This is a genomic window from Nonomuraea mangrovi, from assembly GCF_042681425.1.
GTDB classification, from domain to species: domain Bacteria; phylum Actinomycetota; class Actinomycetes; order Streptosporangiales; family Streptosporangiaceae; genus Nonomuraea; species Nonomuraea mangrovi.
The window spans coordinates 206,353-230,626 of sequence record NZ_JBHUFV010000079.1 but is presented as its reverse complement, the minus strand read 5'-3'; the positions used below and the strand labels follow the sequence as shown (position 1 = coordinate 230,626).

Genomic DNA, 24,274 nt, shown 5'->3' with positions numbered 1-24,274 from the left:
GGGTGGAGGCGATCATCACGCGCATGCAGCTCCTGGTGAAGCACGTCCGCCTCGCCAAGGAGGCGGCACTGGCCGAGGTCGGGATCCAGGACTTCGAGTTCGAGACCCTGCACAGGCTCGCCTCCCGCGACACGCGGCAGGCCACGCCGTCGGAGCTGGCGAGCGAGCTGATGCTGTCACCGGCGGGGATGACAGGACGCATCGACACACTGGAGAAGGCGGGGCTGGTCCGCAGGATCCGCAGCGAGGAGGACCGGCGCAGGGTCGACGTGGCGCTCACCGGCAAGGGACACGACCTGTGGCAGGCGGCGATGGCCGTCAGGGCGACGGCGGAGGCGGAGATGGTGGCCGCGCTGGAACCCGGCGAGCAGGAGGCGCTCGACAGGCTCCTCAAGCGGATGCTGGTCAGCCTCGAAACCGCCCGCCGCCCGTCGTGATCGCCATCGACCCGTCGCCCTCCGTGACGCCGGCAGGCACCCTTCACCTCCCGTAGGAGACTCCCTCCCACAGGAGACTCCCCGCCCACCAGTAGGGGACTCATCTCCCACAGGAGACTCCCCTCCCGTGGTGGACTTCCCTCCCGCAGGAGACTCCCCTCCCGCAGGAGACGATCCTCGGCGGGGTGGGCGGCTCCGTCAGCGACCGTTCCTGCTCGCCACGATCGTCTGGATGGCGTGCTCGAGCGCATAGGCAGGATCAGCGCCGCCGCCCTTGACCTGCTCGTCGGCCGCGGCGACCGCCATCAGCGCGGCGGACAACCCCTCGGGCCCCCACCCGCGGAGCTGCCGCTTGGCGTTGTTGATCTGCCACGGGGCCATCCCGAGCTGCGCGGCCTGGACGTTGCGCCCCGCCCCGCTCACCTTGGCCAGCGACCTCAACGACCTGGCCAGCGCGCTCACCAGCAGCACAGGCGCCACCCCTGTGCCGAGCGCCCATCGCACCTGCTCCAACGCGTCGGCCAGGCGACCCTCCACCGCCGAGTCGGCCACCGTGAACCCGCTCACCTCCGCCCTGCCCTTGTGATAGCGGGCGACGGCGTTCAGGTCGATGCTCTTGCCCTCGGTGTCGAACGCCAACTGGCTGCAGGCCGCCGCCAGCTCGCGCAGGTCGTTGCCCACCGCGTCGAGCAGCGCCTGAGCCGCCTCGCCGGTGATCGTGCGGCCCGCACGCTTGATCTCGCCCTTGACGAAGTCGAGGCGCTCGGCGGGCTTGGTGAGCTTGCTGACGGTGACGACGTCGGCCCTGGTCTTCTTGATCCCGTCGATCAGCGCCTTGCCCTTGACGCCGCCCGGATGCACCAGCACGAGAACCGTGTCGTCAGCGGGGTTCTTGGCGTAGCCGACGACCTCGGCGATCGTCTCCTTGGACAGGTCCTGGGCCGACCTGATCACCACCACCGACCTGTCGCCGAACAGCGAGGGCGAGGTCAGACGGGTCAGCTCGCCCGGCTCGACCTTGCCGCCGACCAGGTCGTGCACCTCCGCGCTGGCGTCCTGCGCCTTCGCCGCGGCGACCACGACACCGACGGCCCGCTCGGCGAGCAACTCCTCGTCCCCGACGACCAACGTCACCATGCGGTCAATTCTCCTGTACGGCAAGCACCCGATAGGCCACCGCGGTCACCGGTGACCGCCCGTCCATCACGCTACTGCGCGCCCACCCCCGTCGATTCCCCTGTACGGCAAGCAACCAATAGGCCACCGCGGTCACCGCTGACCGCCCGTCCATCACGCTACTGCGGGCCCACGAACCCGGCCGCCGTTACGAGAATCCCCCACCCACCCGGCCGCCGTTACGAGAATCCCCGCACCCACCTTCCCACCACCGCCGAGCACCTCAGCCCCGCCGCTCGCCAGACAACCACCCACCACGGAACCACCCGACTTCCCACACCGCCGACCACCTCAACCCCGCCGCCCGCCAGACAACCACCCACCACGGAACCACCCGACTTCCCACACCGCCGACCACCTCAACCCCGCCGCCCGCCAGACAACCACCCACCACGGGACCACCGAGCTCACCCACCGCGCCCAACGCCACATCAACGCCACCCCGCCCTCACCCAACCGAGGACACACCGCGAAGACCGCCGCGCCCGCACACCCGAGCACACCAGCCCAACCTCCGCGACAAGCACCAGGCCACCCGTCCCACACGAACACCGCCACCCCGTTGTCGCGAAGAACCGCCGCGACACCGCCTGCCGGAAGCCGCGTTTCACGGCCGCCCCCAAGCCGACCGTCAGCGCTCCACCCGCCGCGTCCCGCCCGAGCGCCGGTACTCGCCCGGCGTCTGCCCGCACCACTGGCGGAAGGCCAGGTGAAACCCCACCCCCGACCGGTACCCGACCCGCTCGGCGATCCGGCTGTGCGGCAGGGCCGACTCCTTCAGCAAGCGCGCCGCCTCCTGCATCCTGCGCGCCGTCAGGTGCCGCATCGGCGTCTCCCCCACGAGCTCGCGGAAGCCGGCCGCGAACGCCGACCGCGACAGCCCCGCCTCCCCCGCCAGCGACTCCAGCGTCCACTGCTCGGCGAACCTCGTGTGCACCGCGAGCAAGGCCCTGCTGATCCCCTGATGCCGCAGGGCGTGCAGCACGGGGGTGTCCAGATCGCTCAACGCCACCCGCAACGCCAGCACGAACGCGAGCTCGAACGCCCGCAGCGCCACCAGCGCGGCGCCCGGTTCTCCGGTCGCCCACTCCCGCGCCAGCATGTCGAGCGTGCCGGACAGCAACGGCTGGCGTTCGAGCAGTTCCCTGTCCAGCACGAGCACCTGTGGCAACGCCTGGTAGAGCGGGGCGGCCGCCGCGCCGTCGTAGTGCAGTCCGCCGCACAGCATCGTGGTGATCGCGCCAGGGCCGTCGATCTCCACCGTTCGCACCGCGCCAGGCTCGCGCCGGGGCAGCATCGAGGCCAGCGGCACCGTCGGCCCGCCCGGGCGATCGGCCAGGCGATGGGCGGCCCCGTGCGGGAAGACGACCAGGTCGCCGGCGCGCAGCCGTATCGGCTCGGGGACCTCGGGCAGTTCGACCGTGCACTCGCCCTCCTGCACGTAGTGGAGTAGCGCGCAGTTCTCCCGCTCGCCCGCCACTCCCCACGGGGCGTGCGCTGACCACCGGCTGTGAAAGACGCCGTGCAGCCGGAGCGGCGCCAGCAGCTCGCTCAGGAGATCCTCATCCACGGACGATCCTTAAATCCTTTGAGACTTGTCTTTATGGATCGTAATCGGTGAGGTTGGCAGTCTGGTCGTCATGAACATTCTTGTGATCGGAGCCACCGGCGCCCAGGGCGGCAGCACGGCTCGACGCCTGGTCGGCCTCGGACACGCGGTGAGCGGCTTCACCAGGACCGGCATGGGGCTCCCCGAGGGCGTGAAGCCCGCGATCGGCGACCTCGCGGACGCCTCCGCCGTGCGGGCGGCGTTCGACGGGGTGACGCACGCCAGCGTGTTGCTTCCCATGGTCTACGAGGCTCCCGTCGTGGAGTCGTACGTGCGCAACATCGTCGCGGCGGCCACCGAGGCGGGTGTGCGGCGCCTGGTCTTCAACACCGGCAACCGCGTCCCGTCAGGGCCGACGCCGGTGAGCGCCTTCGAGACGCGTCGGGCCGCGGAGTCGGTGTTCGCGCACTCGGGAGTGCCGACCGTGGTGCTGCGGCCGCCCGTGTACCTGGACAACCTGTGCGCGCCCTGGGTGGCGGGACCGCTCGTCCACGCGGGAGTGCTGGCATATCCCTTGCCCGCGGACGTGCCGGTCTCCTGGCTCAGCCACGGCGACCTCGCCACCGCCACCGTCGCCGCCCTCACCAGCCCCGATCTCCTCAGCACCACGCGGTTGCTCGCCCTCGACCTCGGCGGCCCGGACGCGGTGACGGGAGCCGAGCTCTCCGCCGCCTTCGCCGCCGTCCTCGGCCGGCCTGTCCGGTATGCCGCGCAGGACCTCGGCGAGTTCGAGGCGGGCCTCGCCCATGCCTTCGGCCCGTCCACCGCCGAGGCCATCGCGGGGGCGTACCGCTGGGTCGCGGAGAAGGACCGCACCCTGTACGGCCAGAACTCCGCGGGTCTCGAGGACACTCTCGGCGTCCGCCTCACCCGGCTGCACGACTGGATCGCCTCCCGCCCCTGGAAGGAGATCGCCCGATGACCACCGACCCCCACCCCGCGCCACCGAAGTACCCTGATCGTCTCCCGCCCGCGGAAGGAGAACTCCCGACCACGCACCGAGCGCCGCCGGAATGGCCAGGTCGCCTCCCATCGCCCGAAGGCCACCATCCGACGCCCACCACCCATCCAGCACAGTTGGAGAAACCAGGCCTTCCCCCAACCCCCGAAGGCCACCATCCGACGCCCACCACGCACCCAGCACAGTTGGAGAAACCAGCTCATCCCCCAACCCCCGAAGGCCACCATCCGACGCCCACCACGCATCCGACGTCCCGGGAGGAGGGCGTCTCCGCAGTAGGGGAGGTCGAGTGCCGTGCCGAGGTCGTTCGGCACCACAGGGTCATCGAAGCCTGGCTCACCGGGCGCGCCCCGCGAACCGAACTCGACGTGTTCGCCGCTGCTCACACCCCCGACTTCGCTTACACCACCCCGGACGGCCAGACGCTGCCGCTGCCCCACCTGCTGGCCATGATCGAGCCCGCCCACGGCGCGGCGCCCTCCCTCACGATCGAGATCCACGATGTGCGGGTCGTGGCCGGCGCTGACACCGTGGTCGTCGCCACGTACGACGAGCACCACCACGGCCCCGATCCACGCGACCGCCGTGCCACGGTCGTCTTCGTCCGCGACGCCACCGCTCCCCATGGCCTGCGATGGCGTCACCTGCACGAGACCTGGATCTAGCGCGATCCGGCGATCACCCATCGGGCCGCCCCCTGGACACCACCGCGAGGCGGCCCGCCTGGTCGATGACGGCGAGCGCCCCCGACTGGTCGGTCCGGTACACGCGCATGCCGAGCCGATGCAGCAGCCCCACCGTTCGCGGCGCCGGATGCCCGTATCCGTTGTCGGAGCCCACGCTGATCAACGCCGCTCTCGCGCCGATCGCGGCGAGGAAGCGCGGGTCCTGCCGTACGGACCCGTGGTGGGGGACCTTGAGCAGGTCAGCGCGCGGCAGACCGGCCCGCAGTAACTCCGTCTGCGCCTCCGTCTCGACGTCGCCACCGAGCAGGATGGAGCCTGCCGCCCACCGCACGAGGACGACCACGCTCTCGTTGTTGATCACACTGCCCTCTCCGGGGCCGCTGGGCAGCTTGCCCGGTGATGGGCCGAGCACGTTCAGCTCCGACGGCCCGAAACGCCACCGGGCGCCCGGTGTGGCCACCCATTCGGGGACGCGGCGTCTGATCAGGTCGTTCGAGATGCGCGCGGACTCGCTCGCGGGGGCACGACCCGGGCTGACGATGACGGCGCCCACCCGTCGCCCCGACCTGAAGACGCCGTCGAGACCGCCCACGTGGTCGCGGTGTGGGTGGGTGAGGATGACCAGCGGCACCTCTCTGATGTCCAGATCGCGGAGACAGCGGTCCACCAGACCGGGATCCGGCCCGGTGTCGACGACGACGGCCCTCCCCTGCCCCGCGGCGACCGCGAGCGCGTCGCCCTGGCCGACGTCGCACGCCACGAACAGCCACCGGGTTGGCGGCCATGGGGCGATCACCGGGCCCGCGACGAGTACGGTCGCCATGCCTGCCGTACCCGTGATCAGGACGATGGTTCGCGTGCCCGCGCGCCGCAGGAGGGGTACCGCCACCGCGGCGGCCCCGGCCAGCAGGAGCACTCCGGGCAGGCCGCCCGGCCACGGGAGCCCCGCGAAGGGAACGCGGGCCGCGTGCTCAGCCACCGTGATGATCCAGCCGACCGCGTAGCCGGCGGGAACGACGAGCAGTCGCGCCAGGTCCAGCGACACGGGTGCCACCAGCGCCGCCACGAACCCGATGACGGTGGCGGGCGCGACCGCGGGACCCGCCAGCAGGTTGGCGGGCACCGCGACCAGTTGCAGCTGTCCTGCCATGAGCACCAGCACGGGCGTGACCGCCGCCTGCGCCGCGGCGGGCACGGCCACGGCCTCGGCCGCCCAGCGCGGCATCCTGGCCGACAGCCTGTCGCGCCACCGGGGCGCGAGCAGCAGGATGCCGCCAGTGGCGCAGACCGACAGCGCGAAGCCGTACTCGCGGGCCAGGCCAGGATCGAACATGATCAACAGCAGTACAGTCGCCGACAGCGCCGCGACACCGTCCCTGGCGCGGCCCGTGCCGAGCGCGATCGCTCCGACCAGCCCCATGAGCAGCGCCCGCAGCACGCTCGGCGAAGGCCGCGCCACGACGGCGAAGGCGAGCATGGCGGCCGCCGCGAGCATCGCCCGTACAGCGAGCGGCAGCCCGGCCAACCGCGACAGCGCCACCACCGCCCCCGACATGATCGCGAGATTGGCTCCGCTGACGGCGGTCAGATGGCTGAGGCCCGCGTCCTTGAAGTCGGCGCTGACGTTCGGATCCATGCGCGACACGTCGCCCACCACGAGTCCCGGCAGCAGACCCCGCTGGTCGGGCGGCAGGACGTCCGCCGCGCGGCGCAACCCCGCCCTCAGCTCACCCGCGACTCCCTGCAGGCCTGAAGGCCCGGACAGGACCACTGGCGAACCACGAACGAGCAGCACAGCGGTGACGAGTTCGCCCGGCTCGGCGGAGCTCAGCCTGCCGCTGACGCGCAGGCGCTGGCTGGGCAGGAGCGACCGCCACGCGCCACCTGACCCGAACACCACGATGGGAGCGTGTACGGCAAGCCGCCCGTCCGGGGTGTCGACGGACTCGAGCGTGGCGTCGACGACCACGCTCTCGCCGTGGAAGGCGGCCTTCGCCTGTCGCACCCGGGGGTCGCCGGTGAGCACGATGTCGCCGTGCACGACGGCCTCCCTGGCTGCCCGTTCGGCGACCGGGCCGGTGGTGACGGCGTGCACCCGGAACGCCACCCCTGCCGAGGTCGCGGCGACACAACCGAGCACGGCGACGGCCACGTTGACCCGGACACCGGAGCGCCGGCGCCCCGTATCGCGGTCGGGCTTCCGGAGATGACGAGCCGGTGAGACGCCCTGCCCGGCTCCGCTGTTCCTGAGTCGGCTCCATCTCCAGAGGCGAGAACCCAGGCTCCAGACATGAAAGCCGCGGCCCCAGAGGTGAGAGCCCAGGCCCATGAGGTGACGGCCCGAGCTCCGGAGGCGACGGCCCGAGCTCCGGAGGTGACGGCTCGGGGCGACGAGGGCGCCGTGGAGATCGGATGGGCGCGGAGCGGGCGATTCGATGGACAGGCCGGGGGGCGGAATCAGGGACGCGGCCGTAGGCGGGGGTGGGTGTGGCGTACGACGGCACGCGACCGTGATCGGGATCGTGACCACGCCCGCGGCGGCCACCACCGCGCAGGTGGCACCCACCGGCGCGGGACAGCCCAACAGGACCAACGCCGTCGCCCATGAGGCGAGCGCCGGTAGCACGAGAACCAGCGAGTAGGCCGCCGGAGACTCGCCGTCCCCGCGCCGAGCGCCATGACCATCCGGAGACTCCCCGTCCCCGCGCCGAGCGGCATGACCGTCTGGGGCTCTCGACGCCGACGCGCCTGGGTGGCCGCGCTTCGACGGCGGCATTCGTTGCCCCGCCCCCTCGCTCACCCGAACACACCCTTCCGTTGTCACTCGAACGCGCTCCTGTGCTGACCGGACACGCGCCCGCCACGCCCCCGACACGCCACCAGAGGCAGCCACCAGGTACCGACCCAGCCGCACACCGTGCCGACCCAGCCGACCCAGCCGCACACCGTGCCGACCCAGCCGACCTGGCCGTGCGCCGTGCCCACCCTGAAGCGGACACACCCACCCCTCACGTCCCCGTGCGGATATGACGGGGCCGAGCGAACGCGGTCCACGGCTGTTGCCGCGGCGTATCCCCACTCCTCAGGGCACGCCTGCGGGGCCGGGCCAGTACGCACACGTGCCGATCCGGATCACGTCAGACGCGGACCTTGTCCTTCAACTCCGCGTACTTTCGATCACCGATCCCGGTCACCTCCCGCAGCTGGTCGACGCTGCTGAATCCGCCGTGGGTCGTTCGGAACTCGGCGATCCGGGCCGCGAGCACTTCGCCGACCCCTGGTAACTGCTCCAGCTGGTCGGGGGTGGCGGTGTTGAGGTCGAGGACGTCGGGGACGGGCGCGGCGGCGATCGTCCCTTCCCCGCTCGGCGCGCCTGGGGCGCCGACGACGATCTGCTCGCCGTCGACCACACGTCTGGCGAGGTTGACCGATCCGGTGGGGGTGCCGGTGCGAACGCCGCCCGCCGCCTGGACCGCGTCGGTCACCCGGGAGCCGCCGGGGAGGGTGTAGACGCCCGGCTTCCGTACCTTTCCTGCGACGTGGACCATCACCGATGGCGTGGTCGTGGGGGTGACGACGTCCGACGGGGGCGCGGCCGAGCCGTGGATCGGGGATGGGGCGGCAACGGGTTCGGGGGTGGGGCTGGAGCGCCAGGCGTAGATTCCGCCGACGACGGCGGCGACAAGACCGAGGGCGAGAAGGACGCGCAGTCCTGGACGTCCGGGGTCGAGGGCGGGCGCCTGGTTGGTGACGGCAGCGCGGAAGGCGGCGAAGGAGGAGGGGACAGGAGGCGAGATGCCGCCAGGGGCGTCGTCGCCCGCTCGACCGTGGCCGGGCTCAAGGCTGTCGCGGCCCGTCCGGCCGATGGTGGAGGACGAGGGCGCGAAGGCGTCGTCAACGTCCCAGTCGGGTGTGCCGAGGTCGGCGGCCGTGGGCCGACGCGAGGACGATGCCCCTGCGCCCGACGACCAAGAGGAGACGAGCGGGTCCACGGGGTCGTCACCTGAGGTCAGGCGACCCACAGACGGAAGGCCGCCCGGCGCCAGGCGGGAGGCGACGGGACCCACAGGGTCGTCGGCTGAGACTCGCGACAAGAGGGGCCTGCGGTCGCTCGGCGCTCCGTGAGCGGAAGGCGGGACGTCGCTCGATGCTCCGCGAGAGGAAGACAGGACGTCGCTCGGCGCTCCGCGAGAGGAAGACAGGACGCCGCTCGGCGCTCCGCGAGAGGAAGACAGGACGCCGCTCGGCGCTCCGCGAGAGGAAGACAGGACGTCGCTCGGCGCTCCGCGAGAGGAAGACAGGACGTCGCTCGATGCTCGGTGGGAAAGGGGTGGGTCGAGGGGGGAACGAGGCGATGTGGGAGGCCGATCGCCGCCCCGCAGGGCTGAGCGTGCCAGTGGCAGCCCTGACGCGCCGTCCTCGGCTCGCCAGAGCCTCTGCAGACGTCTCGCGGCCACGGCTCGCTCGACGTTCTCCTCTGAGTTCCGCACAGGCGGAAAGGTAGGCCGACCGCCCCGTGGGCCGAGGCGCAGAACGGCGTTCTGTGGACAACCGAACCGGCCCGGAAGCACCTGTGGACGGTCAGGAGCTGGGTGACACCGTGATGCCCAGCGCTCCTGGGCCCACGTGGACGCCGATCACCGCGCCGACCTCGACCACGCTCAGCCGTACCAGCTTCCGCAGCCGCTTGGACAGCCGCTCGGCCGACGCTTCGGCCCGCCCCTGGGCCGACAGGTGCTGGACCGCCACGTCGACCGGTTCCTCCCCCGCCGTGGCCACCGCCAGGTCCTCCAGCCGCGCGATGGCCCGCGCGGCCGTGCGGACCTTCTCCAGCGGCACGATGCGCCCGCCTTCCAGGTGCAGGATCGGCTTGATCGCCAGCGCCGATCCGACCAGCGTCGCCGCCGCTCCGATGCGTCCTCCGCGCCGCAGGTACTCCAGCGTGTCGACGTAGAAGTACGTCTCGGTGTGGGCGGCCGACGTCGCGGCGATCGTCACGACGTCTGCCAGCGTCCGCCCGGCTTCGGCGGCCCTGGCGGCGGCGAGCACGGGGAAGCCGAGCCCCATGGCGATCGATCTGCTGTCCACGACCTCGACGGGGCCCGGAGCCTCGGCGGCGGCGAGCCTGGCGGCCTCGGCCGTACCGGACAGGTCGCCTGACAGGTGCACGGAGACCACGCCGGTGGCCCCGGAGGAGAAGGCGGCGGCGTAGGCGGCGGCGAAGCGGTGGGGGGCGGGGCGGGAGGTGGTCACGGGGGTCCACTCGCCGATGCCTGCCTGCGTCCCCTCGTCGTACGGGCGGCCGCCCACGATCACCTGGAGCGGCACGACCGTCACCCCCGGGGGAACGGCAGGCAGGTAGGCCGTGGAATCGGTGACGATCACAACCGAAGGCGACATACCCAGAGATTAGCTATTGGACGGGCATTCCGCCCCGCCAGACCCTGCGCGGCTTGAGCCCGAAGGACCAGGCGAAGGCGCCCTCGTGGTCGGCGTCCCACTGCACGATGTCGGCCAGCCGGCCAGGCGCGAGGACGCCCCTGTCGGGCGCGCCGAGCACGGTGGCGCCGCCGAGGGTGGCCGCCCGCAGCGCGTCGCCGACGCTCATGCCGAAGGCCGCCACGGCCAGGCTGATGACCAGCGCCATCGAGGTGATGCCGCAGTGTCCGGGGTTGTGGTCGCTGCCGAGCGCGATGGTGACGCCCTGGGAGATCATCCGGCGGACGGGAGGGAGGCTGCCGCGCTGCATCGCGGTGGCGGGGCAGAGGACGGCGGGGACGCCGTAGCGGGACAGGACCGCGATGTCCTCGTCGGAGGTGTGGTGCAGCAGGTCGGCGGAGGCGCAGCCGAGCTCGGCGGCCAGCTGCACGGCGCCGCGGCGACTGTAGGCACCGGCGTGGACGCGGGGCAGCAGGCCGACGTTGCGTCCCGAGGCCAGCACCCAGCGCGACTCCTCGGTGGTGAAGTGGCCCTCGTCGCAGTAGACGTCGACGCTGTCGGCGCCCGCCGCGGCGGCGTCGGCGCACCACGCGCCCACGGCCTCGACGTAGTCGCGCTGGCGGCCGAAGTACTCGGGTGGCACGACGTGCGCGGCGAGGAAGGTGACGTGCACGCGCGGCATCATCGGCTCCTTCTCCAGCTCGCGCAGGAGCCGCACGTCGGCGAGCTCGCCGTCGCGGGTGAGGTGGTAGCCGGTCTTGGCCTCGACCGTGGTGGTGCCGCTGAGCAGCCACGAACGCAGTCGCTCGCGCACGCCGTTGCAGAGGGTCCAGGGGTCGGTGCCGCGGGTCACGGTGACGGTGGAGCCGATGCCGCCGCCTGCCGCGTTGATCGCCGATGGGGAGGAGCCGCTGGAGCGCATGGCCATCTCGGCGTAGCGGTTGCCTGCGTAGACGGGGTGGGTGTGCGCGTCGATCAGGCCGGGGGTGACGAGCGCGCCGCTGAGGTTCTCGACCTGGTCGACGTCGACGATGTCGTCGACGACGCCGGGAACGCTCTGCGGGAGGTCTGCCGCACGGCCCACCCAGGCGATGCGGTCGTTGTGTACGAGAAGGGCCGCGTTGCTGATGACGTCGTTGCCTGTCCACATGCGGCCGATGTTGGTGAGCAGCCGAACGGTCATCGCACCACCCCGCACTTGGGCAGCGGAGAGCGAGCGGCGGCTACCGCGCCCACTGAGTCCGCTCCGGGTCCGGCCGACATCGGGGGTCTCCTGCTCTCATCCGCAGCGATCGTGCGGTGACCGGTCGCCGGGCTCATGATCCGGCGATTTCAGTTCAGTTACGTTATTTCACAGGTCGGCTCGCTGTACAGGGTTATTCGGAAGAAAGCATGCGTATCAAAACGACGTATGCGTCCCTTGGGGCAGCTCAGCCCCGTCAATCCCCATCGGCCCCCGCAGGCGACATCACTCGCAGCAGCCATCTCGATACCCGCGCCATCAGTGTCGTAAGGCTTGACTTATGGTAGCAATCCAAGCGTTCAAGGACCACCGCCGTTTTTGTCCGAAAATGCGAAAATCGCGCGGGGAATCCCCGCGCGATTTTCTGCAGCTCACACCCGCTCGACGGGCTTGGCCACCTGCTCCAGTTCGTGGAAGAGGCTCGACAGGACGCGAGCGTGGAGGATGGTGCCGTCGCCCACGTGTTCGACGGAGAGCACCTCGCCCTCCTTGTGCGCACGGGAGATCAGGTCACCCCGCTCGTACGGCACGAGCATGGACACCTCGTGGTCGAGCCTGGGCAGCTCGCGCTCGATCATGGCCATCAGCTCGTCGATCCCCGCGCCCGTGCGGGCCGAGACGACGATGCTGTCGCGCTCGCTCCTGGTGAGCCGGTCGATCACCTCCTGGTCGGCGGCGTCGGCCTTGTTGATCACCACGATCTCGGGCACGTCGAGCGCGCCGTCGATCTCGGAGAACACCTGGCGGACCGCGCTGAGCTGCCCCTCGGGGTCGGGGTGCGAACCGTCGACCACGTGGAGGATCAGGTCGGCGTCGGCGACCTCCTCCAGCGTGGAGCGGAACGCCTCGATCAGCTGGGTCGGCAGCAGCCGCACGAACCCGACGGTGTCGGCGATCGTGAACAGCCGGCCCTCAGGCGTGCGCGCCCTGCGGACGGTCGGGTCAAGGGTGGCGAACAGCGCGTCCTCGACCAGCACGCCCGCGCCGGTGATGCGGTTGAGCAGCGAGGACTTGCCCGCGTTGGTGTAGCCGGCGATGGCGACGGCGGGCACCTCGCGGCCCGCGCGGTGCGCGCGCATGGTCTCGCGCGCGGTCGACATGCCGCTGATCTGGCGGCGGAGCTTGGCCATGCGCTCGCGGATGCGGCGCCTGTCCAGCTCGATCTTCGTCTCACCGGGACCGCGGCCGCCGATGCCCACGCCGCCTGCGGCGCGACCACCGACCTGCCTGGACAGGTTGCCACCCCAACCACGCAGGCGCGGCAGGAGGTACTGCAACTGGGCCAGCTCGACCTGGGCCTTGCCTTCGCGGCTCTTGGCGTGCTGGGCGAAGATGTCGAGGATCAGCGCCGTGCGGTCGATGACCTTGACCTTCACCACTTCCTCGAGCTGGCGCAGCTGGCCAGGGCTCAGCTCGCCGTCGCAGATCACGGTGTCGGCGCCGGTCGACTCGACGATGTCGCGCAGCTCGAGCGCCTTGCCCGAGCCGATGTAGGTGGCAGGATCGGGGCTCTGCCGCCGCTGGATGAGGCCGTCGAGGACCTCCGAGCCCGCGGTCTCGGCCAGGAGCTTGAGCTCCAGGAGCGAGTTGTCGGCTTCGGCCGCCGTACCCGAGGTCCAGACGCCCACGAGGACGACCCGCTCCAGCCGTAGCTGGCGGTACTCGACCTCGGTGACGTCCTGAAGCTCAGTGGACAGGCCCGCCACACGGCGGAGCGCATGGCGCTCTTCCAGATCCAGCTCGCCGAGCTCGACGTCGTCGAAGGCGGAGTTGGCGGCGGAGTCACGCGTGTAGCGAGTACGGGAGTCGTTGTGCATTCGTGTCATCTCTAATAGGGAACGTTCGGACGTCCCAGAATCATCCCCGACATGCGGCCCGTCAGTCACCTGGTTAAAGAGGAAGGACCCGCACGTCGCCCGATCCCGTGCGAACGGTGACCTTGCGCGACGAGCCCGCGTCGTCGGTCACTTTCACCTCGGCGTCGCCCGAGCCGGTTTCGGTGGTGACGTCGTACGCGTCCTTCGGCAGATAGAGCGTGGCGTCGCCCGATCCCGCCTTCATCTCGACGCTGTCGGGCGCGGCGGCGAACCTCAGCTCGAGCCGGCCGGAGCCGGTCTCGGCGAGGACGCGCTTGCCCACGAGGCCGTTGGCGTCGATGTCGCCCGAGCCCGTCGTCGCCTCGGTCTCCCCTGACAGCGAGCGCAGCGAGACGTCACCGGAACCGGCGTCGGTCTTGACCCGCAGGCCCTTGGGAATCTCGATCGTGTAGTCGACCCAGCAGCTGTCGTTCTGCATGCACCTGTAGGAGAGCTCGAGGGTGTCCCCAGCCACCTCGTGCGAGGTCTCGGGCTCGTGGTCGCGCCAGTGCCGCTGCTCGGTGACCTTGATGCCGGTCCTGTCGGTCTCGTTGACCACGATGTCACCGGACCCGCTGTCGACGGCCAGACCGGCGACCTTCTCCGACACCACGTAGGTCTCGGTCTTCTCGTCCTCCGCCGTGCCCGTCCCGACAAAGCCGCAGCCCGTCAGCGCCGTGGCCGAAGCCACCAGCGCGCCCAGGGCGATCACGCCTTTCGCCTTCATCTCTCCATGGTCTCCCCGCGAAGGAAAAGACAGCATCGGGGATGACCCTTGCCTTGTCCCGAACCGACCCGGTGAAGTAGCGTCACTTCCATAATCCAGAACTATTTTTCCACTATGCGGAAAGAGGCTGTCATGGAGATCACAGGCCCGATGCTCGACCGGTTCGAGGAGATCCTCACGCCGGAGGCCCTGGCCTTCGTGGCGGAGCTCCACCGGAAGTTCGACGCCAGGCGCCTGGAACTCCTGGACGCGAGGCAGGCCAGGCAGGCCGAACTGTCCGCCGGCGGCACGCTCGACTTCCTCGCCGAGACCAAGGAGGTCAGGGAGGGCGAGTGGCAGGTCGCGCCGCCCGCGCCGGGCCTCGAGGACCGCCGCGTCGAGATCACCGGGCCGGTCGACAGGAAGATGACCATCAACGCCCTCAACTCAGGCGCCAAGGTGTGGCTCGCCGACTTCGAGGACGCCAACTCCCCGCTGTGGGAGAACTGCGTGAGCGGCCAGCTCAACCTGCGCGCCGCGCTCGACCGCGAGATCGACTTCGAGACCGGCGGCAAGAGCTACACGCTCAAGCCCGACGCCGAGCTGGCCACCATCGTCGTGCGGCCGCGCGGATGGCACCTCAACGAGAAGCACGCCCTGGTCGACGGACAGGAGGTCTCGGCCTCGCTGTTCGACTTCGGCCTGTACCTCTTCCACTGCGCCTCCCGGCAGCTCGCGAAGGGCAAGGGGCCGTACTTCTACCTGCCGAAGATGGAGTCGCACCTGGAGGCCCGCCTCTGGAACGACGTCTTCGTCCACGCCCAGCGCGCTCTCGGCCTGGACAACGGCACGATCAGGGCGACCGTGCTGATCGAGACCTACCCCGCGGCGTTCGAGATGGAGGAGATCCTCTACGAGCTGCGCGACCACTCCGCCGGCCTCAATGCCGGCCGCTGGGACTACCTGTTCAGCGTGATCAAGAAGTTCCGCACCAGGGGGCGCGAGTTCCTGCTGCCCGAGCGCAACGCCGTGACGATGACCGCGCCGTTCATGCGCGCCTACACCGAACTGCTCGTGCGCAGCTGCCACAAGCGCGGCGCCCACGCCATCGGCGGCATGGCCGCCTTCATCCCCAGCCGCAGGGACCCCGAGGTCAACGCCGTCGCCCTCGACAAGGTCAGGGCGGACAAGACCCGCGAGTCCGGTGACGGCTTCGACGGTTCGTGGGTGGCCCACCCCGACCTGGTGCCGATCTGCCGCGAGGTCTTCGGCTCCGTGCTCGGCGAGCGCCCCAACCAGCTCGACAGGCTCCGCGAGGACGTCGAGGTGTCCGCCGCCGACCTGCTCGCCGTCTCCGCCACCCCTGGTGACATCACGGAGAACGGCCTGCGCAACAACGTGGACGTCGCCCTGCGCTACCTGGCCGCCTGGATGGGCGGGCTCGGCGCGGTCGCGATCCACAACCTCATGGAGGACGCGGCCACCGCCGAGATCTCCCGCTCCCAGATCTGGCAGTGGATCCACAACGGCATCACGCTCGCCGACACCGGCGCGCCGGTGACCAGGGAGCTCGTCGAGCAGATCATCGCGGAGGAGCTCGCCAAGATCGCCGCGGAGCCCGGTTACGACGAGCGGCTGTACGGCCAGGCCGAGGCGCTGTTCAAGGAGGTCGCGCTGAACGACGACTTCGCCGAGTTCCTCACCCTCCCCGCCTATGCCCGCATGCCGTAGCTTTCTGACCCGGGACCGGTGGGAGCGACCGGTTCCGGGGAGGTAGGTGCCCATGATCTCGACCGAGCTCACCGAGGGCCTTCGGGCGTTCCTGCCGGAGGACTCGGTGATCACCGACCCGGTACGGCTGCGCACCTACGAGTGCGACGGCCTCACCTATCACCGCGCCATGCCGGGTGTCGCCGTCCTGCCGGAGACCGCTGAGCAGATCGCGGCGGTGGTCAGGCTGTGCAACGAGCACGGCGTGCCGTTCGTGGCGCGCGGCTCGGGCACCGGCCTGTCGGGCGGCGCGCTCCCCCGCACCGACGGCGTGCTGATCGTCACCTCGAAGATGCGGGCGATCGTGGAGATCGACCTGCCCAACCGCAGGGCGGTCGTCGAGCCGGGCGTCACGAACCTGGCGATCACCGAGGCGGTCCGCGACCAGGGCTACTACTACGCGCCCGACCCCTCCAGCCAGCAGATCTGCTCGATCGGCGGCAACGTGGCGGAGAACTCGGGCGGCGCGCACTGCCTGAAGTACGGGTTCACGGTCAACCACGTCGAGGCCTGCGAGATCGTCACGCCCGACGGCGACATCGTGGTGCTGGACCGGCACGATCCCGGCTACGACCTGCTCGGCGCCTTCATCGGCTCCGAGGGCACGCTGGGGATCACGACCAAGGTGACCGTACGGCTCAGCCGCGCGCCCGAGATGGTGATCACGGTACTGGCGGCCTTCGACGGCATCGAGCGGGGCGGTGAGGCCGTGTCCGCGATCATCGCGGCGGGCATCGTCCCCGCGGCGATCGAGATGATGGACGCGCTGGCCATCGCCGCCGCTGAGGCGGCCGTGGCCTGCCGCTACCCGGAGAACGCGGGCGCGGTGCTGATCGTCGAGCTGGACGGGCCGAGCGCGGAGGTCGAGACGCAGTTCGAGCAGCTCAAGGAGATCTGCTCGGGCGCCTTCGAGCTGCGGGTGGCCGCGGGGCCCGCCGAACGGGCGGCGATCTGGAAGGGGCGCAAGTCGGCCTTCGCCGCCGTCGGCCGGATCAGCCCCGCCTACATCGTGCAGGACGGCGTGGTGCCGCGCACGGCGCTGCCCGAGGTGCTGGCGGGCATCGACAGGCTCTCCCACGAGCACGACATCAAGGTCGCCAACGTCTTCCACGCCGGCGACGGCAACCTGCACCCCCTGGTGCTGTTCGACGACGCCGAGCCCGGAGCGGGAGAGCGCGCCGAGATCGTCTCCGGCCGCATCCTCGACCTGTGCATCGAGCACGGCGGCTCGATCACCGGCGAGCACGGCGTCGGCGTCGACAAGGCCCGCTACATGCCGAGGATGTTCTCCGCGGAGGACCTCGACACCATGCAGCTCGTCAGGTGCGCGTTCGATCCGCGCGGGCTGTCGAACCCGGGCAAGGTGTTCCCCACACCGCGCCTGTGCGGGGAGGTGCCGGGCGTGCGCAAGGGCGTGCACCCGCTGGTCGAGTCGGGAAAGGCGGAGCAGTTTTGATGCCGAGCGGGGTCACGGTCAGGCAGGCGGGTCCGGACGACGAGGTCGCGGGCGTGCGTCCGCGCTGGGTCGCGCTCCCGGAGAGCGTCGAGGAGATCGCCGCCGTCCTGAAGGCCTCCGCCGAGCGGGACCTGGCGGTCGTCCCCGCCGGCGGCGGCTCCAAGCTGCACTGGGGCCCGCCGCCCGAGCGCTGTGACGTGCTGCTGGACACCTGCTGTCTCAACCAGGTCGTCGAACACGCCTCGGGTGACCTGGTGGTGAAGGTTCAGGCGGGCGTCACCATGGACGCCCTCGCAGGCACCCTCGCCGCCCAGGGCCAGGAGCTGGCGCTCGACGTTCCCGTGGAGGGCGCGACCGTCGGCGGCACCCTCGCCACCGCGACGGCGGGCCCGCGTTCCTTCCGGTACGGCACGGCCCGCGACCTGATCATCGGCATCACCGTCGTCCTCGCCGACGGAACCGTCGCCCGCTCGGGCGGCAAGGTGGTCAAGAACGTGGCGGGCTACGACCTCGGCAAGCTCTTCACCGGCTCGTACGGGACACTCGGCGTGATCGCCGACGCGACGTTCCGCCTCCACCCCCGTGCCGCCGACCGCCGCTGGGTGACCTCGTCCGTACCGCAGGCCACCGCCTTGGGCTCCGTCGTCACGACCCTGGCCGCCTCCCAGGACGAGCCCACGGCCATCGAGGTCGACCGGACGGCCGGCGAAGGGCGGGTCGAGCTGGCCGTCCTGGTGGAGGGCACGGCCGCCCGGTCGCGTGCCGAGTCCGTCGCCGCCCTCGTCGGAGGTCAAGCCGCGATCGAGGGGCGGCCCCCGTCGTGGTGGGGCGTGCTGCCCGACGACGAGGTGCTGCTCGAGGTGCGCTTCCCGCCCTCGCGGGCCGACCAGGTCCTGCAGGAGACGCTCGGCCTCGGCGCGGCGGTGCGCGGCTCGCCCGCCTCAGGGGTCGTGTGGCTCGGCGGCGACGAGCACCTCATGGAGGCCGTGGTGCCCCTGCGCAAGCGGCTCGGCGAGTACGGCGGGAGGGTCACCGTGGTGGTCGGCGAGCCGTACCAGGGCCTGGACAGGTGGGGAGAGATCAGCGCGCTGCCGCTGATGCGGCGTGTGAAGGAACGTTTCGATCCCGGGCGCAGGATGTCTCCCGGCAGGTTCGTGGGAGGGATCTGACCCCGATGGAACCCGAGCTGATCAAGGACTGCGTGCACTGCGGGTTCTGCCTGCCGACGTGCCCGACGTACGTGTTGTGGGGCGAGGAGATGGACTCCCCTCGCGGCCGCATCCACCTGATGGGCCAGCACGTCGAAGGCACGCCGATCACGCCCGCGATGGCGGGCCACTTCGACGCGTGCCTGGGCTGCATGGCGTGCGTGACCGCGTGCCCCTCGGGCGTGCGGTACGACCTGCTGATCGAGCAGACGCGCGCCGAGGTCGAGCGCGAGCACGTGCGCGAGCCGCAGGAGCGGGCGGTGCGCGGGCTGGTGTTCGGACTGTTCCCCTACCCACGCAGGCTGCGCGCCCTGCGTCCGACGCTCGGGGTGGCCAGAAGGCTGCAGCCGCTGCTCGAACGGGCGCACCCCAGCCTGGGTGCCATGATCGCCCTCGCGCCCGCTCCGGGCAGGCGGCAGCGGCTGCCGCGCCGCGTCACGGCCGTGGGCCCGCGCAGGGCCGTGGTCGGGATGCTGACCGGGTGCGTGCAGGGCGAGTTCTTCCCCCAGGTCAACGCGGCCACCGCACGGGTACTGGCGTTGGAGGGATGCGATGTGGTGATCCCCCCGCATCAGGGGTGCTGCGGGGCGTTGAGCGTGCACTCGGGGCGCTCGGACCAGGCGCGAAGGTTCGCGAGGCGGACGATCAGGACGTTCGAGCGAGCCGGGGTCGACACCATCGTGGTGAACGCCGCGGGCTGCGGCTCGTCGATGAAGGAGTACGCGGAGCTGCTGGGCGACTCACAGGAGTGGGCGGCCAGGGCACGCGCGATCAGGACCGTCGACCTGGCCGAGTGGCTGGCCGAGTTGGGGCCCGTGGCGAAACGGCATCCGCTGCCGGTGAGCGTGGCCTACCACGACGCCTGCCATCTGGCGCACGCCCAGGGGATCAGGGCACAGCCGAGGGAACTGCTGCGCGGCATCCCCGAGCTGTCGCTCAAGGAGATTCCCGAGTCGGACCTGTGCTGCGGGTCGGCGGGGACCTACAACATCTTCCAGCCGGCGGCGGCGCGCGACCTCGGGGACAGGAAGGCGGCGCGGGTCCGGTCGACGGGGGCGGAGCTGCTGGTGTCGGCCAACCCCGGGTGCACGATGCAGATCGCGGCGGCGATGCGGCGGCGGGGCGAGGAGATCAGGGTCGCGCACACGGCGGAGGTGCTGGACGCCTCCCTGCGCGGCGTCTCCCCGTCCGTCCTGGGTGCCACAGGGCGCGGTGGCCGCGATGGCTCCGGCCCGGGGACCAGAGGTCGTGACGGCGGTCGTCCCCGAGGGGGGCTCGCGTGAGCGTGCAGTCGGTCGACCGGGCGTTGGACGTCCTGGAGGCGCTGGCCGCGCACGGCGGCGAGGCGGGGCTGTCGGAGATCGCGGCTCGCACCGGCCTGCCGTACGGGACGATCCACCGCCTGCTGCAGACGCTGCTGGCCCGCGGCTACGTGCGGCAGGAATCCGACCGCAGGTACGCGCTCGGCGGGGCGCTCGTCAGGCTCGGCGGGGTCGCCGAACGGATGGTGGGGGTGTGGGCGCAGCCGTACCTGACCAGGATGGTCGAGCTTTCGGGCGAGACCGCCAACCTGGCGGTGCTGGAGGGCGACTTCATCGTGTACGTCGCGCAGGTGCCCTCGCCGCGCAGGTTGCGGATGTTCGCCGAGGTCGGCAGGCGCGTGCTGCCGCACAGCACGGCCGTGGGCAAGGTGCTGCTGGCCGACAGGCCCGGCGCCGAGGCGATGGCGGTGTTCGAGCGGACCGGCATGCCCAGGCGCACCGCCAACACCATCACCGACGGCGAGGCCATGCGCGCCGAACTGGCCGCGGTCAGGGACCGGGGGTACGCCATGGACCTCGGCGAGGAGGAGCTCGGCGTGCACTGCCTCGCCGTGCCGGTGAACGACGGGGTCCGCGTGGTGGCGGCCATGTCGGTGTCGGGGCCTGCCGAGCGCATCGAGGCGCTCGACAGGGACGAGCTGGCCGAGGGCATGCGGAAGATCGCCCTCGACTTCGGCCGCGAACTGAGCTCCCCGAACGGCTGGTGAGGTCCTCGGCCGGCCCCCACCGGCCGGGGGTCGCGCGCGGCTCAGCGCCTCGGCGTGATGTTGATCGTGCCGTTCTGCGGGACGGGCACCACGTCGACCTTGCCGTCCTGGATCGCCTTCCACAGGATCGCGCCGTTCGGCCCGAGCACCCTGACCAGGTCCTGGATCGACTCCAGCTCCGTCTTCACCTTGGCGTTGATCTGCTGCTGGGCCAGGTTCTGCTGCTTGGCTGCCTGCTCGGCGGCCAGGGCGTTGATGAGGCTCTCCGGCGGCTGCGGCTTCTGGATGGTCAGCACCACGTCACCGCAGTCGCCCGTGCCCGCGTAGTTGGGCTGGCAGAAGTACTCGGCGCCGGCGGTCTCCTTGATGAACTGCCTGGCCAGCTGGCCGACCCGCTGCTCCCACTGCTGCTTGACCGTGGGGTCGTTGAACAGCTTCTTCCACTCGAACTCCTGCGAGGCGGCGTCCATCGCCCGGTCGAGCGGCTGCTTGAAGTAGAAGTTGAGCATCTTGGTCCAGCCGCGGGACGAGCCGTCCTCGAAGAACGCGCCGAACTTGCGGCCGATCTTCTCGTGGAACTGCTGGAGGACCTTGCAGTCGGTGTTGAGCGTGAAGGTCGCCGACCCTGACACCTTCATCTCGACGTTGTCCTTCGAGACGATGCTGATCCCGCCGGACTCGGCGTCGTCGGAGCCGGAGAAGTCGAAGGTCCGCTGGCCGAAGGGGTAGTGGTAGTCGGTGTCGCCAGGGCCGAGCCAGGTGGCGCCGCTGGACGGGTTGATGCACCGCTCGAACTTGATCGCCTCGATCGGTCCTCCCGCGTAGTGGAGCACGACCTCGTCGGGTTCGGTGCTGACGCGGGAGAAGCCGGTGGCGATGACGACCAGGGCGACGAGCACCGCGCCTGCCGCCGCGATTAAGAGTCCTCTTCTCACGCGGCGAGATACTACTGGGCGCTTTCCCGGGAAGGGCCGGCGCCGGAGAAAGGTCGGTGCTGGGAGGTAGCGTGCGAGGCATGTGTAGAAGCATCAAGACGCTGCGCCCGCCGTACACCGACGACGTCACCGAGGACGACGTGCGCGCCGCGGCCCTGCAGTACGTCAGGAAGATCTCCGGTTTCCGCGCCCCCGCCGCCCACAACGCCGCGGCCTTCGACGCCGCCGTCGAGGCCATCACCAAGGCCTCCGAGGAGCTCCTGGCCGGCCTGCAGATCCGCAGGGCCCATTGACAGCCGCACAGGGCGGGGGAATGTTCCTCGTATGCCCCCCATCAGCGGCCTGTACCGCGGCCAGGACGGTGAATCCCAGCTCGACCTGAGGGTCGACGTCGACGGAGCGAGACCGACAGGGCGGCTCAGCGGCGACCTGTTCACCACGACCGGCGCGACGACCACCTATCACGGTTCGTTCGTCGTGCACGCGACGACCAGGCAGGGCGACAGGATCGAGGGGCAGGGCGCCTTCACGTTCGCCGCACCCGACAGGCACGTGACCGTCACCGTCACCGAAGGTTCGGCCACCGCGACGGTCGCCGGAAGGACGTACAGGCTCGACCGGGCCTCGCCGTTCTTCAGGAGCGTCCTGCTGGAGCAGGACTCGGTCACGGGAGCGGTGCCGTTCGTGTCCTACGACACCGGTTCGCTGCCGTGCCCGTCGGGCGGGCGGATGCTGACGGTGGCGGAGGCGTACGCGGAGGCGGGCGTGGAGCTGCGCGTCGCCGAGCCCGGCGTGGTCCCCGTGGACGGCGCCGGCGATGACCTGGCGTGGGACGACTCCGAGCTGCACAACGCGATGACCAGGCAGTTCGCCTCGTTCGGCGACCAGGCGGCGTGGCGGGTGTGGCTGCTGGTCGCCAGCAGGCACGTGGGCGGCTTCCGCGGCATCATGTTCGACTACAACGACGGCTGCCAGCGCCAGGGCGCCGCCGTCTTCTACGACGCGATCAAGGGTGAATCGCCGCAGGCTCAGCGGGCCCAGCTGCGCACGTACGTGCACGAGCTCGGCCACGCCTTCAACCTCCTGCACTCCTGGCAGAAGAACCTGGCCCGCCCGCCGCAGCCGCTCGGCCTGCACGGCGGCTTCGGCGACCTGTCGTGGATGAACTACGTGCAGAACTACGTCCCCGGCGGCGAGCGCGCCTACTGGCAGTCCTTCCCGTTCCAGTTCACCGACGCCGAGCTCGTTCACCTGCGTCACGGCTTCTTCCGCGACGTGGTCATGGGCGCCAACGCCTTCGGCACGGGCGCGGCCGAGCTCGACCCGTTCGAGCAGCCGGTCGACGACCGGTCAGGGCTGCTGCTGGAGGTGCGGGCGAAGGACTCCTTCGGATACGGCGAGCCGGTCGTCGTCGAGCTCAAGCTGTCGTCCACGGGCGAGGCCCGCACGACGCACGGCCACCTGCATCCCGACACCGAGTTCACGCAGATCTCCATCACCCAGCCGTCGGGCAGGACCGTGCTGTACCGCCCGATGATGCGGCACTGCGTGGACGAGTCGCCCGAGATCAGGCTGGACGCCGGCAATCCGGCGATGTACCGCAGCGCCTACATCGGTCACGGCCGCGACGGGCACTACTTCCAGCAGCCCGGCGACTATCTGGTGCGCGGGCAGTACATCGCGGCCGACGGCTCCCGCATCGTCTCCGCCTCCTGCCCGGTGCGGGTGCGCCATCCGATCACCACCGACGACCACAAGGTGGGCGAGCTGATGCTGGGTGAGGAGCAGGGCAAGCTGTTCTCGCTGCTGGGCTCCGACTCCCCGACGCTGCGTTCGGGCAACGAGGCGCTGGAGGAGGTCATCGGCAGGTTCGGCGACCACCCGCTGGCCGTCTACGCGCGGATGGTGAAGGGCCTGAACGCCGAGCGTGAGTTCAAGGACCTCGGCGCGGACAAGAAGCTGCACGTGCGCCCGCCCGACACGAGGGAGAGCATCGAGCTGCTCGGCGAGGTGGCGAGAGAGGCGTCGATCGACAACATCACGCTCAACATGGTGACGCGCCGCCTGGCGCGGGCCGTGGCGAGGAGGGGCGATCTGGACCGCGCGCTCGGCCTCATGGACGACATGGTGTCCACGTTCGCGGCGAAAGGGATCAATCCCATCGTGCTGGGCCAGATCAGGCGGCAGGCGACGCTGACCAAGCAGGCGCTCAGCGCCGAGATGTCATGACGGGCCGGTCCTGCCCGTCGCAGCTGATCTCGATCTTGACGTCGCGCTCGCCCGACTCGAACTCGACCTCGACCCTGTCACGCGATTCGGTCTCGACGTCGTCGGTGGTGTAGCCCTGGGCGGGGCTCCACGAGCGCAGCCGCACCAGGCCCGCGTCACAGGCGGCGACCACGGTCCCGCCCGCGGTCCTGAACACCTCGGCCCGGCCCGCGGCCCGCGGCCCCGGGGTGGAGGGCCGGTCGCCGGAGGGGGCGGCGCTCGAAGGCGCAGGCCGACTCGGCGAGGCCGCCGGCTGGGGCGCCGCGGCCAGCGCGGCGCGGACCTCGGCGTCCGACATCGGACGGCCGACGGTCCCGGTCAGCGACCCGCCGAGCAGCCCGAGCACCGCGATGCCGGAGCCCGTGGCGACCAGCGCGACGACCACCCAGGCCAGGAAGAGGCGTTTCACCCTTCCACCATCCCCCATCTCGCGATAACGCGAGGTTAACGCGGCGATAAGCCGGTTAACGCGGCCCCCGCGACCGTCTACGGTTT

At 71.1% G+C, this 24,274-nt stretch carries 21 protein-coding genes; 11 read left to right on the top strand and 10 right to left on the bottom strand.

What is annotated here, in order from left to right; all coding sequences use genetic code 11:
- Positions 1 to 23 precede the first annotated feature (23 nt).
- A complete protein-coding gene (locus ACFSKW_RS47365; RefSeq protein WP_379581193.1) occupies positions 24 to 437 on the top strand; it encodes a MarR family winged helix-turn-helix transcriptional regulator in 414 nt (137 codons plus the stop codon).
- Between the two features lie 198 nt (positions 438 to 635).
- Here the strand turns inward: ACFSKW_RS47365 and holA are convergent, their stop codons facing one another.
- Together holA and ACFSKW_RS47355 are read right to left on the bottom strand one after the other, a co-directional pair.
- Positions 636 to 1,574, bottom strand: coding sequence for a DNA polymerase III subunit delta (gene holA, locus ACFSKW_RS47360; RefSeq protein WP_379581192.1), 939 nt, complete (start codon positions 1,572 to 1,574; stop codon positions 636 to 638).
- 670 nt (positions 1,575 to 2,244) lie between these two features.
- Complete coding sequence (locus ACFSKW_RS47355) at positions 2,245 to 3,183, bottom strand: AraC family transcriptional regulator (RefSeq protein WP_379581191.1); 939 nt, start codon at positions 3,181 to 3,183, stop codon at positions 2,245 to 2,247.
- Between the two features lie 70 nt (positions 3,184 to 3,253).
- On the opposite strand from ACFSKW_RS47355, the gene ACFSKW_RS47350 reads away from it, so the two are divergent.
- Positions 3,254 to 4,144, top strand: coding sequence for an SDR family oxidoreductase (locus ACFSKW_RS47350; RefSeq protein WP_379581190.1), 891 nt, complete (start codon positions 3,254 to 3,256; stop codon positions 4,142 to 4,144).
- Between the two features lie 407 nt (positions 4,145 to 4,551).
- The gene (locus tag ACFSKW_RS47345) at positions 4,552 to 4,848 is read left to right on the top strand and encodes a DUF4440 domain-containing protein (protein WP_379581189.1); all 297 of its coding nucleotides are present in this window, start codon (positions 4,552 to 4,554) and stop codon (positions 4,846 to 4,848) included.
- Between the two features lie 13 nt (positions 4,849 to 4,861).
- On the opposite strand, the gene ACFSKW_RS47340 is transcribed toward ACFSKW_RS47345, so the two are convergent.
- Positions 4,862 to 7,021, bottom strand: a complete 2,160-nt coding sequence (locus ACFSKW_RS47340) for a ComEC/Rec2 family competence protein (protein ID WP_379581188.1) — start codon at positions 7,019 to 7,021, stop codon at positions 4,862 to 4,864.
- Between the two features lie 358 nt (positions 7,022 to 7,379).
- Here ACFSKW_RS47340 and ACFSKW_RS47335 point away from each other — a divergent pair, with 358 nt between their 5' ends.
- Entirely contained in the window at positions 7,380 to 7,511 is a 132-nt protein-coding gene (locus tag ACFSKW_RS47335) for a hypothetical protein (RefSeq protein ID WP_379581187.1), read from the top strand.
- Between the two features lie 495 nt (positions 7,512 to 8,006).
- Here the strand turns inward: ACFSKW_RS47335 and ACFSKW_RS47330 are convergent, their stop codons facing one another.
- The 5 genes from ACFSKW_RS47330 to ACFSKW_RS47310 all read right to left on the bottom strand — a co-directional run bounded on the left by ACFSKW_RS47330 (position 8,007) and on the right by ACFSKW_RS47310 (position 14,134).
- Positions 8,007 to 8,861, bottom strand: coding sequence for a ComEA family DNA-binding protein (locus tag ACFSKW_RS47330; protein WP_379581186.1), 855 nt, complete (start codon positions 8,859 to 8,861; stop codon positions 8,007 to 8,009).
- Positions 8,862 to 9,450: 589 nt separating this feature from the next.
- Positions 9,451 to 10,269, bottom strand: coding sequence for a DegV family protein (locus ACFSKW_RS47325; RefSeq protein ID WP_379581185.1), 819 nt, complete (start codon positions 10,267 to 10,269; stop codon positions 9,451 to 9,453).
- Between the two features lie 13 nt (positions 10,270 to 10,282).
- Positions 10,283 to 11,491, bottom strand: a complete 1,209-nt coding sequence (gene hutI / locus ACFSKW_RS47320) for an imidazolonepropionase (protein WP_379581184.1) — start codon at positions 11,489 to 11,491, stop codon at positions 10,283 to 10,285.
- Positions 11,492 to 11,922: 431 nt separating this feature from the next.
- Complete coding sequence (gene hflX, locus ACFSKW_RS47315; RefSeq protein ID WP_379581210.1) at positions 11,923 to 13,368, bottom strand: GTPase HflX; 1,446 nt, start codon at positions 13,366 to 13,368, stop codon at positions 11,923 to 11,925.
- Positions 13,369 to 13,441: 73 nt separating this feature from the next.
- A complete protein-coding gene (locus tag ACFSKW_RS47310) occupies positions 13,442 to 14,134 on the bottom strand; it encodes a DUF4097 family beta strand repeat-containing protein (RefSeq protein WP_379581183.1) in 693 nt (230 codons plus the stop codon).
- Positions 14,135 to 14,266: 132 nt separating this feature from the next.
- Between ACFSKW_RS47310 and aceB the strand changes: the two genes are divergently transcribed.
- The 5 genes from aceB to ACFSKW_RS47285 are packed head-to-tail and all read left to right on the top strand — an operon-like array spanning position 14,267 to position 20,576.
- The gene (gene aceB / locus ACFSKW_RS47305; protein ID WP_379581182.1) at positions 14,267 to 15,844 is read left to right on the top strand and encodes a malate synthase A; all 1,578 of its coding nucleotides are present in this window, start codon (positions 14,267 to 14,269) and stop codon (positions 15,842 to 15,844) included.
- Positions 15,845 to 15,896: 52 nt separating this feature from the next.
- Positions 15,897 to 17,339 (top strand): FAD-binding oxidoreductase, encoded by a 1,443-nt coding sequence (locus tag ACFSKW_RS47300; RefSeq protein ID WP_379581181.1) that lies wholly within the window; start codon positions 15,897 to 15,899, stop codon positions 17,337 to 17,339.
- Positions 17,339 to 18,508 (top strand): FAD-binding oxidoreductase, encoded by a 1,170-nt coding sequence (locus ACFSKW_RS47295; RefSeq protein WP_379581180.1) that lies wholly within the window; start codon positions 17,339 to 17,341, stop codon positions 18,506 to 18,508. The genes ACFSKW_RS47300 and ACFSKW_RS47295 overlap by 1 nt, the downstream gene beginning before the upstream one ends.
- Positions 18,509 to 18,513: 5 nt before the next feature.
- Positions 18,514 to 19,830: a (Fe-S)-binding protein gene (locus tag ACFSKW_RS47290; RefSeq protein ID WP_379581179.1), complete on the top strand. Its 1,317-nt coding sequence runs from the start codon at positions 18,514 to 18,516 to the stop codon at positions 19,828 to 19,830.
- A gap of 2 nt (positions 19,831 to 19,832) precedes the next feature.
- Positions 19,833 to 20,576: an IclR family transcriptional regulator gene (locus ACFSKW_RS47285; RefSeq protein WP_379581209.1), complete on the top strand. Its 744-nt coding sequence runs from the start codon at positions 19,833 to 19,835 to the stop codon at positions 20,574 to 20,576.
- Between the two features lie 41 nt (positions 20,577 to 20,617).
- Here the strand turns inward: ACFSKW_RS47285 and ACFSKW_RS47280 are convergent, their stop codons facing one another.
- Positions 20,618 to 21,511 (bottom strand): SPFH domain-containing protein, encoded by an 894-nt coding sequence (locus ACFSKW_RS47280; protein ID WP_379581178.1) that lies wholly within the window; start codon positions 21,509 to 21,511, stop codon positions 20,618 to 20,620.
- 80 nt (positions 21,512 to 21,591) lie between these two features.
- Here ACFSKW_RS47280 and ACFSKW_RS47275 point away from each other — a divergent pair, with 80 nt between their 5' ends.
- A complete protein-coding gene (locus ACFSKW_RS47275; protein ID WP_379581177.1) occupies positions 21,592 to 21,804 on the top strand; it encodes a DUF2277 family protein in 213 nt (70 codons plus the stop codon).
- 31 nt (positions 21,805 to 21,835) lie between these two features.
- Positions 21,836 to 23,740: a hypothetical protein gene (locus tag ACFSKW_RS47270; RefSeq protein WP_379581176.1), complete on the top strand. Its 1,905-nt coding sequence runs from the start codon at positions 21,836 to 21,838 to the stop codon at positions 23,738 to 23,740.
- On the opposite strand, the gene ACFSKW_RS47265 is transcribed toward ACFSKW_RS47270, so the two are convergent.
- Positions 23,721 to 24,188 carry a hypothetical protein gene (locus ACFSKW_RS47265; RefSeq protein ID WP_379581175.1) on the bottom strand — a complete coding sequence of 156 codons (468 nt, stop codon included), beginning with the start codon at positions 24,186 to 24,188 and terminating at the stop codon, positions 23,721 to 23,723. The two genes, ACFSKW_RS47270 and ACFSKW_RS47265, sit on opposite strands and share 20 nt — an antisense overlap.
- Positions 24,189 to 24,274 lie beyond the last annotated feature (86 nt).

Bases quoted from the DNA above. Each gene is read 5' to 3' on its own strand.
- ACFSKW_RS47300 (WP_379581181.1), top strand. From the start codon at position 15,897: ATGATCTCGACCGAGCTCACCGAGGGCCTTCGGGCGTTCCTGCCGGAG.
- ACFSKW_RS47270 (WP_379581176.1), top strand. From the start codon at position 21,836: ATGCCCCCCATCAGCGGCCTGTACCGCGGCCAGGACGGTGAATCCCAG.
- ACFSKW_RS47365 (WP_379581193.1), top strand. From the start codon at position 24: ATGCAGCTCCTGGTGAAGCACGTCCGCCTCGCCAAGGAGGCGGCACTG.
- ACFSKW_RS47350 (WP_379581190.1), top strand. From the start codon at position 3,254: ATGAACATTCTTGTGATCGGAGCCACCGGCGCCCAGGGCGGCAGCACG.
- ACFSKW_RS47290 (WP_379581179.1), top strand. From the start codon at position 18,514: ATGGAACCCGAGCTGATCAAGGACTGCGTGCACTGCGGGTTCTGCCTG.
- ACFSKW_RS47325 (WP_379581185.1), bottom strand. From the start codon at position 10,269: ATGTCGCCTTCGGTTGTGATCGTCACCGATTCCACGGCCTACCTGCCT.
- ACFSKW_RS47295 (WP_379581180.1), top strand. From the start codon at position 17,339: ATGCCGAGCGGGGTCACGGTCAGGCAGGCGGGTCCGGACGACGAGGTC.
- aceB (WP_379581182.1), top strand. From the start codon at position 14,267: ATGGAGATCACAGGCCCGATGCTCGACCGGTTCGAGGAGATCCTCACG.
- hutI (WP_379581184.1), bottom strand. From the start codon at position 11,491: ATGACCGTTCGGCTGCTCACCAACATCGGCCGCATGTGGACAGGCAAC.
- holA (WP_379581192.1), bottom strand. From the start codon at position 1,574: ATGGTGACGTTGGTCGTCGGGGACGAGGAGTTGCTCGCCGAGCGGGCC.
- ACFSKW_RS47275 (WP_379581177.1), top strand. From the start codon at position 21,592: ATGTGTAGAAGCATCAAGACGCTGCGCCCGCCGTACACCGACGACGTC.
- hflX (WP_379581210.1), bottom strand. From the start codon at position 13,368: ATGCACAACGACTCCCGTACTCGCTACACGCGTGACTCCGCCGCCAAC.
- ACFSKW_RS47310 (WP_379581183.1), bottom strand. From the start codon at position 14,134: ATGAAGGCGAAAGGCGTGATCGCCCTGGGCGCGCTGGTGGCTTCGGCC.